Origin of the sequence: Pseudomonas sp. B329, assembly GCF_023127835.1 — a bacterium.
GTDB lineage: Bacteria > Pseudomonadota > Gammaproteobacteria > Pseudomonadales > Pseudomonadaceae > Aquipseudomonas > Aquipseudomonas synxantha_A.
The window spans coordinates 113,694-126,689 of the sequence record NZ_SPKP01000007.1 but is presented as its reverse complement, the minus strand read 5'-3'; the positions used below and the strand labels follow the sequence as shown (position 1 = coordinate 126,689).

Sequence of the window (12,996 nt, the reverse complement as noted above, 5' to 3'; positions counted from 1 at the left end):
AGGATCTGTAATGACCACGGAAAAAGTTAAGTACGGCGTACATTCCGAAGCCGGCAAACTGCGCAAAGTCATGGTGTGCTCCCCAGGTTTGGCCCACCAGCGGCTGACCCCCAACAACTGCGACGAGCTGTTGTTCGATGACGTGCTGTGGGTGGCCCAGGCCAAACGCGACCACTTCGACTTCGTGACCAAGATGCGCGAGCGGGATATTGATGTGCTGGAAATGCACAACCTGCTCACTGATATCGTCGCCATCCCCGAAGCGCTGGACTGGATCCTGCAACGCAAGATCACCGCCAACACCGTGGGCCTGGGCCTGGTCGACGAAGTCGGCTCGTGGCTGCGTAGCCTGGAGCCGCGCAAGATCAGCGAGTTCCTGATTGGCGGTGTCTCGGCCGATGACCTGCCGAGCAGCTTTGGTGGCAAGACCATCGAGATGTTCCGCGACTTCCTCGGCCACGCCAGCTTCATCCTGCCGCCGCTGCCCAACACCCAGTTCACCCGCGACACCACCTGCTGGATCTATGGCGGCGTAACGCTCAACCCGATGTACTGGCCGGCCCGACGCCAGGAAACCCTGCTGACCTCCGCCATCTACAAGTTCCACCCGGAGTTCACCAACGCGGACTTCCAGATCTGGTACGGCGACCCCGACCAGGAGCACGGCGCTGCCACACTGGAAGGCGGCGACGTGATGCCGATTGGCAATGGCGTGGTGTTGATCGGCATGGGCGAGCGCTCGTCCCACCAAGCCATCGGCCAACTGGCGCGCAACCTGTTCAAGAACAAAGCGGTGGAGCGCGTCATCGTGGCCGGCCTGCCAAAATCCCGCGCAGCGATGCACCTGGACACCGTGTTCAGCTTCTGCGACCGCGACCTGGTCACCGTCTTCCCGGAAGTGGTCAACCAGATCGTGCCGTTCACCCTGCGCCCTGACGAAAGCAAGCCTCACGGTATCGACATTCAACGGGAGAAAACCAACTTCCTCGAAACCGTCGCCGCGGCCCTCAACCTCAAGGCGCTACGTGTCGTCGAGACCGGCGGCAACAGCTTCGCCGCTGAACGCGAGCAGTGGGATGACGGCAACAACGTAGTGGCCGTGGAACCCGGCGTGGTGATCGGTTACGACCGCAACACCTACACCAACACCTTGCTGCGCAAGGCCGGTGTGGAAGTCATCACCATCAGCGCCGGTGAGCTCGGCCGTGGCCGTGGCGGCGGCCACTGCATGACCTGCCCGATCATCCGCGACCCTATCGACTATTAAGGAGATTCCATCATGGCTTTCAATATGCGCAACCGCAGCCTGCTGTCGCTGATGCACCACACTACTCGCGAACTGAACTACCTGCTGGACCTGTCCCGCGACCTCAAACGCGCCAAATACACCGGCACCGAGCGTCCGCACCTGCAAGGCAAGAACATCGCGTTGATCTTCGAAAAAACCTCGACCCGCACCCGCTGCGCCTTCGAAGTCGCGGCCCATGACCAGGGCGCCCACGTCACCTACATCGACCCGGTGTCGTCGCAGATCGGCCACAAAGAAAGCATGAAAGACACCGCCCGCGTCCTGGGCCGGATGTTCGATGCCATTGAGTACCGTGGCTTCGAACAGGAAATCGTCGAAGAACTGGCCAAGTTCGCCGGTGTGCCGGTGTTCAACGGCCTTACCGCTGAATTCCACCCGACCCAGATGATCGCCGACACCCTGACCATGCGCGAACACAGCGACAAGCCGCTGCATGACATCAGCTACGCCTACCTGGGGGACGCCCGCTACAACATGGGCAACTCGCTGCTGATGATCGGCGCCAAGCTCGGCATGGACGTGCGCATCGGCGCGCCGAAAGCGCTGTGGCCCCATGAAGATTTCATCAAACAGTGCCAGGCCTTTGCCGAGGAAAGCGGCGCACGCATCACCATCACCGAAGACCCGAAAGAAGCAGTGAAGGGCGTGGACTTCATCCACACCGATATCTGGGTGTCCATGGGCGAGCCGGTGGAAGCGTGGGACGAGCGTATCGAGCAACTGCTGCCGTACCAGGTCAACGCCAAGATGATGAAAGCCTCGGGCAACCCCCGGGTGAAATTCATGCACTGCTTGCCGGCGTTCCATAACAGCGAAACCAAGGTCGGCAAGGACATCGCGGCGCGCTATCCGCACCTGGCCAATGGTGTGGAAGTGACCGAGGAAGTCTTCGAGTCGCCGGCCAATATCGCGTTTGAGCAGGCGGAAAACCGCATGCATACCATCAAGGCGATCCTGGTGTCGGCGTTGGCAGACATTTAATTTCCACGGTGTGAACACCATCAGTGTGGGAGCTGGCTTGCCTGCGATAGCGGTGGGCCTGGCAACAGCAGGTCGCCTGCCAGGCCCCCATCGCAGGCAAGCCAGCTCCCACATTGACCGAGGTGCTCATGCGTTCCCTGAAAGGACATTCTTTATGCGCATCGTCGTAGCCCTGGGCGGCAATGCCCTCCTGCGCCGTGGTGAACCCATGACCGCGGACAACCAACGCGCCAATATCCGCATCGCTACCGAACAGATCGCCAAGATCCACGCCGGCAACGAACTGGTGATCGCCCACGGCAATGGCCCGCAGGTCGGCCTGCTGTCGTTGCAGGCGGCGGCCTACACCAGCGTCTCACCCTACCCGCTGGACGTATTGGGCGCTGAAACCGAAGGCATGATCGGCTACATCATCGAACAGGAACTGGGCAACCTGCTGGACTTTGAAGTGCCGTTCGCCACCCTGCTCACCCAGGTGGAAGTGGACGCCAAGGACCCCGCCTTCCAGAACCCCACCAAGCCTATCGGCCCGGTGTATGCCAAAGCCGAAGCGGAACAACTCGCCGCCGAAAAAGGCTGGGCCATCGCACCCGATGGCGACAAATACCGCCGTGTGGTTGCCAGCCCGCGCCCCAAACGCATCTTTGAAATCCGCCCGATCAAATGGCTGCTGGAGAAAAAAGCCATCGTGATCTGCGCCGGCGGCGGCGGCATCCCGACGATGTATGGCGAAGACGGCAAGCTGCGCGGCATTGAAGCGGTGATCGACAAAGACCTGTGCTCCTCCTTGCTGGCCGCGCAACTGGACGCCGACCTGCTGGTAATCGCCACCGACGTCAATGCCGCTTTTATCGACTTCGGCAAGCCAACCCAGAAGGCCATCGGCCAGGCCCACCCGGACGACATGGAAAAACTCGGCTTCGCCGCGGGCTCCATGGGCCCCAAGGTACAGGCAGCCTGCGAGTTCGCCCGCCAGACTGGCAAAACCGCGGTGATCGGTTCACTCTCGGACATCGAAGCCATCGTCCAGGGCAGCGCCGGCACCCGCATCAGCACGGCCACACCTGGCATCACCTATCTGTGAAGTAGAGGAGAAACGCCTATGGCTATCTTTGAACCCGGTCACTTGCACGTCGAACGTCACGCGCTCAACAAGGACGACTACAGCTACAACCTGTGCATCGACTATGAAGTCAGCCAGGACCCCAAGGAAGGCAAAGGCATGTTATTCAAACTGCACGGTTCGGTGCAGGGCAAGGACCTCAAGGAGGAGTTCTTCCTGCCCAAGGACCAGGCATTCGACTTTGCGCGGCATGCGATGAACATCGCGCAGAAATACGGCATGCCGAAGGTCGCGGTGTTGAACGGTTCGATGCACAAGCAGTACGACCTGATGTTTGAGGATGTGCGGCATCAGTTGGATGTGAAGCCAGGCGACCCGGTCAAACCCGAACACCTGGAGTAACACGCCTGCACTGACACAATACAGTTCAAAATGTGGGAGGGGGCTTGCTCCCGATAGCAGTGTGTCAGCCACAGGTTGATTGGCTGATCCACCGCAATCGGGAGCAAGCCCCCTCCCACATTTTGATCTCCATCATTTGTCAGATTTCACCTGCGCCCCGCGCCAAGGCATACTTGCCGCCTCTGCTCTCCAGAATTGCCAATCGCCCCATGCGTATCCACGTCAGCTTCATCGACCGCGTCGGCATCACCCAGGAAGTCCTGGCCTTGCTCGGTGGGCGCAATCTCAACCTGGATGCGGTGGAGATGGTGCCGCCCAACGTCTATATCGACGCCCCCACCCTCAGCGCCGAGGTGCTTGAAGAACTGCGCGATGCGCTGTTCAGCGTGCACGGCGTGCAAGCGGTGAAGGTGGTCGACATCCTTCCGGGCCAACGCCGCCACCTGCAACTGGACGCCCTGCTGGCAGCCATGACCGACCCGGTGCTGGCCCTGGACAGCGCGGGCAAGATTTTGCTGGCCAACCCGGCATTGATCACGCTGTACGGGCGCGAACCGGCCGGCGAAAGCATCGCCGAGCTGTTCAACGACCCCGCGCTGCTGGAGACCTTGCTGGAGCATGGCTTTCGCTTGCCGTTGCGCGAGATCAGCGTCAATGGCCAGACCCTGCTGCTGGACGCCACGCCGATCACCGACGCCGGAGCCCTGCTCACCCTCTACCAGCCCAACCGCATCGGCGAACAGCTATCGGCGCTGCACCACGACCATGCCGAAGGTTTTGATGCGCTGCTGGGCGAATCCCCGGCGATCCGCACCCTCAAGGCCCGGGCACAACGGGTGGCGGCGCTGGATGCACCGCTGCTGATCCAGGGCGAAACCGGCACCGGCAAGGAGCTGGTGGCCCGCGCCTGTCACGCGATCAGCACGCGCCACAGTGCACCGTTTTTGGCGTTGAACTGCGCGGCGCTGCCGGAAAACCTCGCCGAAAGCGAGTTGTTCGGTTACGCCCCTGGCGCCTTTACCGGCGCCCAGCGCGGTGGCAAGCCAGGGCTGATGGAACTGGCGAACCAGGGCACGGTGTTTCTCGATGAGATCGGCGAGATGTCACCGTACCTGCAAGCCAAGTTGCTGCGTTTTCTCAATGACGGCAGCTTTCGTCGGGTGGGCGGTGACCGTGAGGTGAAGGTCAATGTGCGCATCCTCAGCGCCACCCACCGCGACCTGGAAAAAATGGTCACTGAGGGCACCTTTCGCGAAGACCTGTTCTACCGCCTCAACGTGCTTAACGTTGAAGTGCCGCCACTGCGCGAACGCGGCCAGGACATTCTGCTGCTGGCCCGCTATTTCATGCAGCAAGCCTGCGCGCAGATCCAGCGCCCGGTCTGCCGCCTGGCGCCCGGCACCTATCCAGCGCTGCTGGGCAACCGCTGGCCGGGCAATGTGCGCCAGCTGCAAAACGTGATCTTCCGCGCCGCCGCCATCTGCGAGGGCAGCCTGGTAGACATCGGCGACCTGGACATCGCCGGTACGTCGGTGGCGCGCCAGAGCGATGGCGAAGTCGACAGCCTGGAACAGGCGGTGGAAGACTTCGAGCGCGATCTGCTGGAAAAGCTCTACGCCAGCTACCCCTCGACGCGCCAGCTCGCCAGCCGCCTACAGACCTCACACACCGCAATTGCCCATCGCTTGCGCAAATACGGCATCCCCAACAAGCCCTGATTCAAGTTGGAATACAAACAAATGTGGGAGGGGGCAAGCTCCCTCCCACATTTGGAGAGCATTCCAAAATTTGGTCCAGGAACGACATTCCGTGTACTGAAAGCGCTACAGCGTAACGATATCGCTACAACCCTGTTTTTTACGCGCCATGCAAGGCTTTGATCCACATAGGCTTTTTTTCAAGCACTCGACTGTAGCGAAATCGCTACAGCCAAATGCACTAACGTCATAACCGATTTTATTAACATGTTGATTTATAACGAATTAATAACCTTGGCCGCAATATTGCTAAGCAACTCCCCATTATTCCAATCCCGTCCACCAGACGATTCTGGCCCTGAGGAGTTTCCATGAGCGAGTTGCGTTTCACTGAAGATCACGAATGGCTGCGCGCCGAAGCCGATGGCAGCGTCACCGTGGGTATCACCGCTTTTGCGCAGAACGCGCTGGGTGATGTGGTTTTCGTGCAACTGCCGGAGTTGCAGGCTTACGACAAGGGCGCCGAAGCCTCCACCGTGGAATCGGTCAAAGCCGCCAGCGGCGTCTACATGCCGCTGGACGGTGAAGTGCTGGAAGTGAACGACAAACTCGATGGCAGCCCGGAACTGGTCAACGAAGACCCGATGGGCGAAGGCTGGTTCTTCCGCTTTAAACCCGCCGACGCCGAGGCAGTGGCTAAGCTGTTGGATCAGGATGCGTACGACCGTCTGATCAAAGCCAACGCTGAAGCTTGAGGAGCGCGCCATGACCGTTAATCTGACCACCGCCAACGAATTCATCGCCCGCCACATCGGCCCTCGCCAGGAAGATGAGCAGCAAATGCTCGCCAGCCTGGGCTTTGATTCCCTCGAAGCCCTCAGCGCCAGCGTGATCCCGGAAAGCATCAAGGGCACCAGCGTGCTCGGCCTGGAAGACGGCTTGAGCGAAGCCGAGGCCCTGGCCAAGATCAAGGCCATTGCCGGGCAGAACCAACTGTTCAAAACCTACATCGGCCAGGGCTACTACAACTGCCATACACCGTCGCCGATCCTGCGCAACCTGCTGGAAAACCCGGCCTGGTACACCGCTTACACGCCCTATCAACCCGAGATTTCCCAGGGCCGCCTGGAAGCGCTGCTCAATTTCCAGACCCTGATCAGTGACCTTACCGGCCTGCCGATCGCCAACGCCTCCCTGCTCGACGAAGCCACCGCCGCCGCCGAAGCCATGACCTTCTGCAAGCGCCTGAGCAAGAACAAAGGCAGCAACGCCTTCTTCGCTTCGGTGCACAGCCACCCGCAAACCCTCGACGTACTGCGCACCCGTGCCGAGCCACTGGGCATCGACGTGGTGGTGGGCGATGAGCGCGAACTGACCGACGTCAGCCCGTTCTTCGGCGCCCTGCTGCAATACCCGGCCAGCAACGGCGATGTATTCGACTACCGCGAACTGACCGAGCGCTTCCACGCCGCCAACGCACTGGTAGCCGTGGCCGCCGACCTGCTGGCCCTGACCCTGCTGACCCCGCCGGGTGAATTCGGCGCCGACGTCGCCATTGGCAGCGCACAACGCTTCGGCGTGTCGCTGGGCTTCGGTGGCCCGCACGCGGCGTACTTTTCCACCAAGGATGCATTCAAGCGTGATATGCCAGGGCGCCTGGTCGGTGTTTCCGTCGACCGCTTCGGCAAGCCGGCCCTGCGCCTGGCGATGCAGACCCGCGAGCAACATATCCGCCGCGAGAAAGCCACCAGCAACATCTGCACCGCCCAAGTGCTGCTCGCCAACATCGCCAGCATGTACGCCGTGTACCACGGTCCCAAGGGACTGACCCAGATCGCCCAGCGCATTCACCAACTGACCGCGATCCTGGCCAAGGGCTTGACGGCCCTGGGCTTGAAAGTCGAGCAGCAACACTTCTTCGACACCCTGACAATCAACACCGGCACCCACACCGCCGCCCTGCATGACAAGGCCCGCGCCCAGCGCATCAACCTGCGCGTGGTGGACGCCGAGCGTGTTGGCCTGTCGGTCGACGAAACCACTACCCAGGCTGATATCCAGGCCTTGTGGGCCATTTTCGCCGACGGCAAAACCCTGCCGGCCTTTGCTGCAACCGACAGCACCCTGCCTGCCGCCCTGCTGCGCCAGTCGCCGATCCTCAGCCACCCGGTGTTCAACCGTTATCACTCGGAAACCGAGCTGATGCGCTACCTGCGCAAGCTGGCCGACAAGGACCTGGCCCTGGACCGCACCATGATCCCGCTGGGCTCGTGCACCATGAAGCTCAACGCCGCCAGCGAAATGATCCCGGTGACCTGGGCCGAGTTCGGTGCCCTGCACCCTTTCGCCCCCGCCGCGCAAAGCGCCGGCTACCTGCAACTGACCACCGAACTGGAAGCCATGCTCTGCGCGGCCACCGGCTACGACGCGATCTCCTTGCAGCCCAACGCTGGTTCCCAGGGTGAATACGCAGGCCTCCTGGCCATCCGCGCCTATCACCAGAGCCGTGGCGAAGAACGTCGCGACATCTGCCTGATCCCGTCGTCGGCCCACGGCACCAACCCCGCCACCGCCAACATGGCCGGTATGCGCGTAGTGGTGACCGCGTGCGATGTGCGCGGCAACGTGGACATCGAAGACCTGCGCGCCAAGGCCATCGAACACCGCGAGCACCTCGCCGCGCTGATGATCACCTACCCGTCCACTCACGGTGTGTTCGAAGAAGGCATCCGCGAAATCTGCGGGATCATCCACGACAACGGCGGCCAGGTGTACATCGACGGCGCCAACATGAACGCGATGGTCGGCCTCTGCGCCCCAGGTAAATTCGGTGGCGATGTATCCCACCTGAACCTGCACAAGACGTTCTGCATCCCCCATGGCGGTGGCGGCCCGGGCGTTGGCCCGATTGGCGTCAAGTCGCACCTCACGCCGTTCCTGCCCGGCCACGCGGCCATGGAACGCAAGGAAGGCGCGGTATGCGCCGCACCGTTCGGCAGCGCGAGCATTTTGCCGATCACCTGGATGTACATCAGCATGATGGGCGGCGCCGGCCTCAAGCGCGCGTCGCAGTTGGCGATCCTGAATGCCAACTACATTTCCCGTCGCCTCGAAGAGCATTACCCCGTGCTCTATACCGGGAGCAACGGCCTGGTGGCCCACGAATGCATCCTCGACCTGCGCCCATTGAAAGACAGCAGCGGCATCAGCGTGGATGACGTGGCCAAGCGCCTGATCGATTTTGGTTTCCACGCGCCGACCATGTCGTTCCCGGTGGCCGGCACTTTGATGATCGAGCCGACCGAAAGTGAATCCAAGGAAGAACTGGACCGCTTCTGCGACGCCATGATCGCCATCCGCGAAGAGATCCGTGCAGTGGAAAACGGCACGCTGGACAAGGACGACAACCCACTGAAAAACGCACCCCACACCGCGGCTGAATTGGTGAGTGAGTGGACGCATCCATACACCCGCGAACAAGCGGTGTACCCGGTGCCGTCATTGATCGAAGGCAAATACTGGCCACCGGTTGGCCGGGTCGACAACGTGTTTGGCGATCGCAACCTGGTGTGTGCGTGCCCGTCGATCGAGAGCTATGCATAACTGAAGAGGTACTCAGTCTAAATGTGGGAGGGGGCTTGCTCCCGATAGCGGAGGGTCAGTTATTAGATCTGGTGACTGACGCACCGCCATCGGGAGCAAGCCCCCTCCCACACTTGACCGAGTACGGCCTCAAGAATAATAAGAAACCGGAGAACAACCATGTCCCTTAGCGTGTTCGACCTGTTCAAGATTGGCATCGGCCCCTCCAGCTCCCACACCGTCGGCCCGATGCGTGCGGCGGCTCGATTCGTCGAGGGCCTCAAGCGTGACAACCTGCTGAGCGCCACCACCGGCATCAAAGTGGAACTCTATGGCTCGCTCGGCGCCACCGGCAAAGGCCACGGCAGCGACAAGGCCGTACTGCTGGGCCTGGAAGGCGAACACCCGGACACCGTCAATACCGAAACCGTAGCTGCCCGCCTGGCGCAGATGCGCAGTGACGGGCGCCTCAACCTGCTCGGTGAACACAGCATTGCGTTCAACGAGAAAGAACACCTGGCGATGATTCGCAAACCCCTCGCCTATCATCCCAACGGCATGATCTTCCGCGCCTTTGACGCCGCCGGTATCCAGATTCGCAGCCGCGAGTACTACTCGGTCGGTGGTGGGTTTGTGGTGGATGAAGACGCTGCCGGCGCCGACCGGATCGTCGAAGACGCCACGCCCTTGACCTTCCCGTTCAAGCACGCCAAGGACCTGCTCGGCCATTGCACCACCTATGGCCTGTCCATCAGCCAGGTGATGCTGACCAATGAGCGCGCATGGCGCCCTGAAGCGGAAACCCGCAGCGGCCTGTTGAAAATCTGGCAGGTCATGCAGGACTGCGTCGACGCCGGCTGTCGCAACGAAGGCATCTTGCCCGGAGGCTTGAAGGTCAAGCGCCGGGCGGCGGCGCTGCACAGGCAGTTGTGCAAGAACCCCGAGTCCGCCCTGCGCGACCCGCTGTCGGTGTTGGACTGGGTCAACCTCTACGCCCTGGCGGTCAACGAAGAAAACGCCAATGGCGGGCGCGTGGTCACCGCGCCCACCAACGGTGCAGCGGGGATCGTGCCGGCGGTGCTGCATTACTACATGCGCTTTATCCCGGGCGCTAACGAAGACGGCGTGGTGCGCTTCCTGCTCACCGCCGCCGCCATCGGCATCCTGTACAAGGAAAACGCCTCGATCTCGGGCGCCGAAGTCGGCTGCCAGGGTGAAGTGGGCGTGGCCTGTTCCATGGCCGCGGGCGCCCTGTGCGAAGTGCTGGGCGGCAGCGTGTCCCAAGTGGAAAACGCCGCCGAGATCGGCATGGAACACAACCTCGGCCTGACCTGCGACCCGATTGGCGGGCTGGTGCAGGTGCCGTGCATCGAGCGCAATGCGATGGGCTCGGTAAAGGCGATCAATGCGGTGCGCATGGCCCTGCGGGGCGACGGGCAGCATTTTGTATCCCTCGACAAGGTCATCCGCACCATGCGCCAGACCGGCGCCGATATGAAAAGCAAATACAAGGAAACCGCCCGTGGCGGTTTGGCGGTCAACATTATCGAGTGCTGACGCCCACAAGCGCGCCGGCACGTTTTTCAGGAGCTGAATATGTCCACCGAAACCCTGTTGAAAACCCCTCTGCACGCCCTGCACCTCGAACTGGGCGCACGCATGGTGCCCTTCGCCGGCTACGACATGCCGGTGCAGTACCCGCTGGGTGTTATGAAAGAACACCAGCACACCCGTGATCAGGCCGGGTTGTTCGACGTGTCGCACATGGGCCAGATCCGCCTGACCGGTGCCAATGCCGCCAAGGCCCTGGAAACCCTGGTGCCGGTCGACATCATCGACCTGCCGGTGGGCATGCAGCGCTACGCCATGTTCACCAACGAGCAAGGCGGCATCCTCGACGACTTGATGGTGGCCAACCTGGGCAACGACGAACTGTTCCTGGTGGTCAATGCCGCCTGCAAGGACCAGGACCTGGCACACCTGCGTCAACATATCGGCGACCAATGCACCATCGAACCGCTGTTCGAAGAACGCGCCCTGCTGGCCCTGCAAGGCCCGGCTGCGGTGAAGGTGCTGGCGCGGTTGGCACCTGAAGTCACCCGGATGACCTTTATGCAATTCGCCACCATGCGTTTGCTGGGCGTGGACTGCTATGTCAGCCGCTCCGGCTATACCGGTGAAGACGGCTTCGAAATCTCCGTGCCGGCTGAAAATGCCGAAAGCCTCGCACGCAGCCTGCTGGCCGAAGCCGAAGTACAGGCTATCGGCCTGGGCGCCCGCGATTCGCTGCGCCTGGAAGCCGGCCTGTGCCTGTACGGCCACGACATGAACACCGACACCACCCCGATCGAAGCCAGCCTGTTGTGGGCGATCTCCAAGGCACGGCGTGCCGATGGCCCGCGTGCCGGCGCTTTCCCCGGCGCCGACCGGATCTTCACTCAGCAACAAGCTGGCGTCAGCCGCAAGCGCGTGGGCCTGCTGCCTCAGGAGCGCACCCCGGTGCGTGAAGGTGCAGAGATTGTCGACGAACACGGCACCGTGATTGGCACCGTGTGCAGCGGCGGTTTTGGCCCGAGCCTGGGGGGCCCGCTGGCCATGGGTTACCTGGACACGGCCTTCACTGCACTGGATACCGAAGTGTCTGCGTTGGTGCGTGGGAAAAAGGTGCCACTACGTGTAAGTAAAATGCCATTTGTGCCGCAACGTTACTATCGCGGCTGACGGATTGTTTCCATAAGTAACGCGGTTGCGTTAACGTGCACTAAACTGTAACGCAACCGCCATAAAACAGTGCATTTGCGATAGTCATTTTTAAAGGAATAGCCCTATAACAAGTGAACTACTCTATCGAATAAGTCAGCTGCTCAGCATTCAACAAAGTGTCATGCACCCCAGTAAAACCGGGGCCTTGCGCGGGGCTTGTTTTTTTCATATTAGTTGGCGTAGAGTTTGCTCACTGTGTTTGCATGGGTCGCTTGGAACCTGGACCTGGGCAGTAGCTGAAGTAGTTGCTACAACCCGTTCGACGTCTCTTAACTTTCCTGCAACCCAGCCCAGTACTCTTTCGTGTGAAAGGGGCTGTCATTAATTTTTAGCGTCAAAGGAAAGAAGAAAATGGCTGAGCGTCAGAGCGGTACCGTCAAGTGGTTCAACGACGAAAAAGGCTTTGGTTTTATCACTCCTGAGAGCGGCCCGGATCTGTTCGTGCATTTCCGCGCTATTCAGGGCAATGGCTTCAAGAGCCTGAAGGAAGGCCAGAAGGTCACCTTCGTTTCAGTTCAGGGCCAGAAAGGCCTGCAAGCTGACGAAGTACAAGCAGAAGGCTGATCCTTGCTGCGACAAAAAGCCCCTGATATGACATCAGGGGCTTTTTTATGGGCGCCATTGCGTAAACTGCGTGCTTTCTCCAGAGAGCCCTGCCATGTCCAAACCCCTGTTGAGCCCCCAGGGCGAATCCCCCGCCGTTGGCCTGGGCCGTCGCCTGGCAGCGATGTTCTATGACTTCCTGTTATGCACCGCCCTGCTGATCGTCACGGCGTTCATCTACAAGCTGGTGTGGATCGCCTTCATCGGCGAAGCGAAGATGCGCACACTCACCGAGTCCGGCGCGCTGGACGGTGACCCGTTGTTGTCGACGATCCTGTTGTTTGTGCTGTTTGGTTTCTTCGCCAAGTTCTGGACCCATTCGGGGCAAACCCTGGGCATGCAGGTGTGGGGCGTACGCGTGCAAAACGCCGACGGCTCGCGGATCAGCCTGTGGCAGGCGTTACTGCGTTTTGTGGTGTCGATTGCGTCGTGGTTGTGCGTGGGGTTGGGGTTTATCTGGTCGTTGTTCGATAAACACAAACGCAGCTGGCATGACATCTATTCGGATACGCAGCTGGTGCGGATCCCGAAGCAAAAGAAGTAACTCAAGCACATCGCCGATCAACTGTGGGAGCTGGCTTGCCTGCGATAGCGGT

The 12,996-nt window shown here is 61.0% G+C and carries 11 protein-coding genes; all 11 read left to right on the top strand.

What is annotated here, in order from left to right; translation table 11 throughout:
• Positions 1 to 10 precede the first annotated feature (10 nt).
• The gene (gene arcA / locus E4P00_RS04865; protein WP_122733621.1) at positions 11 to 1,267 is read left to right on the top strand and encodes an arginine deiminase; all 1,257 of its coding nucleotides are present in this window, start codon (positions 11 to 13) and stop codon (positions 1,265 to 1,267) included.
• 12 nt (positions 1,268 to 1,279) lie between these two features.
• Entirely contained in the window at positions 1,280 to 2,290 is a 1,011-nt protein-coding gene (locus E4P00_RS04860; protein WP_005790837.1) for an ornithine carbamoyltransferase, read from the top strand.
• 154 nt (positions 2,291 to 2,444) lie between these two features.
• A complete protein-coding gene (gene arcC / locus E4P00_RS04855) occupies positions 2,445 to 3,374 on the top strand; it encodes a carbamate kinase (protein ID WP_005790840.1) in 930 nt (309 codons plus the stop codon).
• An 18-nt stretch (positions 3,375 to 3,392) separates the two neighbouring features.
• On the top strand, positions 3,393 to 3,755 hold the full coding sequence (locus E4P00_RS04850; RefSeq protein WP_005790842.1) for a DUF5064 family protein: 363 nt from the start codon (positions 3,393 to 3,395) through the stop codon (positions 3,753 to 3,755).
• A 209-nt stretch (positions 3,756 to 3,964) separates the two neighbouring features.
• Entirely contained in the window at positions 3,965 to 5,473 is a 1,509-nt protein-coding gene (locus E4P00_RS04845; protein ID WP_248130828.1) for a sigma-54-dependent transcriptional regulator, read from the top strand.
• A gap of 350 nt (positions 5,474 to 5,823) precedes the next feature.
• Positions 5,824 to 6,207: a glycine cleavage system protein GcvH gene (gene gcvH / locus E4P00_RS04840; protein WP_032879722.1), complete on the top strand. Its 384-nt coding sequence runs from the start codon at positions 5,824 to 5,826 to the stop codon at positions 6,205 to 6,207.
• A gap of 10 nt (positions 6,208 to 6,217) precedes the next feature.
• A complete protein-coding gene (gcvP, locus tag E4P00_RS04835; protein ID WP_248130826.1) occupies positions 6,218 to 9,055 on the top strand; it encodes an aminomethyl-transferring glycine dehydrogenase in 2,838 nt (945 codons plus the stop codon).
• Between the two features lie 159 nt (positions 9,056 to 9,214).
• Complete coding sequence (locus E4P00_RS04830) at positions 9,215 to 10,591, top strand: L-serine ammonia-lyase (protein WP_248130824.1); 1,377 nt, start codon at positions 9,215 to 9,217, stop codon at positions 10,589 to 10,591.
• A gap of 39 nt (positions 10,592 to 10,630) precedes the next feature.
• Positions 10,631 to 11,755, top strand: coding sequence for a glycine cleavage system aminomethyltransferase GcvT (gcvT, locus tag E4P00_RS04825; RefSeq protein WP_078822179.1), 1,125 nt, complete (start codon positions 10,631 to 10,633; stop codon positions 11,753 to 11,755).
• A gap of 393 nt (positions 11,756 to 12,148) precedes the next feature.
• Positions 12,149 to 12,361 carry a cold-shock protein gene (locus E4P00_RS04820; RefSeq protein ID WP_007253000.1) on the top strand — a complete coding sequence of 71 codons (213 nt, stop codon included), beginning with the start codon at positions 12,149 to 12,151 and terminating at the stop codon, positions 12,359 to 12,361.
• 94 nt (positions 12,362 to 12,455) lie between these two features.
• The gene (locus tag E4P00_RS04815) at positions 12,456 to 12,944 is read left to right on the top strand and encodes an RDD family protein (RefSeq protein WP_248130822.1); all 489 of its coding nucleotides are present in this window, start codon (positions 12,456 to 12,458) and stop codon (positions 12,942 to 12,944) included.
• The last annotated feature ends 52 nt before the right edge of the window (positions 12,945 to 12,996 follow it).

Coding starts and splice junctions, on each gene's coding strand:
- E4P00_RS04860 (WP_005790837.1), top strand. CDS start 1,280: ATGGCTTTCAATATGCGCAACCGCAGCCTGCTGTCGCTGATGCACCAC.
- gcvP (WP_248130826.1), top strand. CDS start 6,218: ATGACCGTTAATCTGACCACCGCCAACGAATTCATCGCCCGCCACATC.
- E4P00_RS04830 (WP_248130824.1), top strand. CDS start 9,215: ATGTCCCTTAGCGTGTTCGACCTGTTCAAGATTGGCATCGGCCCCTCC.
- gcvH (WP_032879722.1), top strand. CDS start 5,824: ATGAGCGAGTTGCGTTTCACTGAAGATCACGAATGGCTGCGCGCCGAA.
- E4P00_RS04850 (WP_005790842.1), top strand. CDS start 3,393: ATGGCTATCTTTGAACCCGGTCACTTGCACGTCGAACGTCACGCGCTC.
- gcvT (WP_078822179.1), top strand. CDS start 10,631: ATGTCCACCGAAACCCTGTTGAAAACCCCTCTGCACGCCCTGCACCTC.
- E4P00_RS04815 (WP_248130822.1), top strand. CDS start 12,456: ATGTCCAAACCCCTGTTGAGCCCCCAGGGCGAATCCCCCGCCGTTGGC.
- E4P00_RS04845 (WP_248130828.1), top strand. CDS start 3,965: ATGCGTATCCACGTCAGCTTCATCGACCGCGTCGGCATCACCCAGGAA.
- arcC (WP_005790840.1), top strand. CDS start 2,445: ATGCGCATCGTCGTAGCCCTGGGCGGCAATGCCCTCCTGCGCCGTGGT.
- arcA (WP_122733621.1), top strand. CDS start 11: ATGACCACGGAAAAAGTTAAGTACGGCGTACATTCCGAAGCCGGCAAA.
- E4P00_RS04820 (WP_007253000.1), top strand. CDS start 12,149: ATGGCTGAGCGTCAGAGCGGTACCGTCAAGTGGTTCAACGACGAAAAA.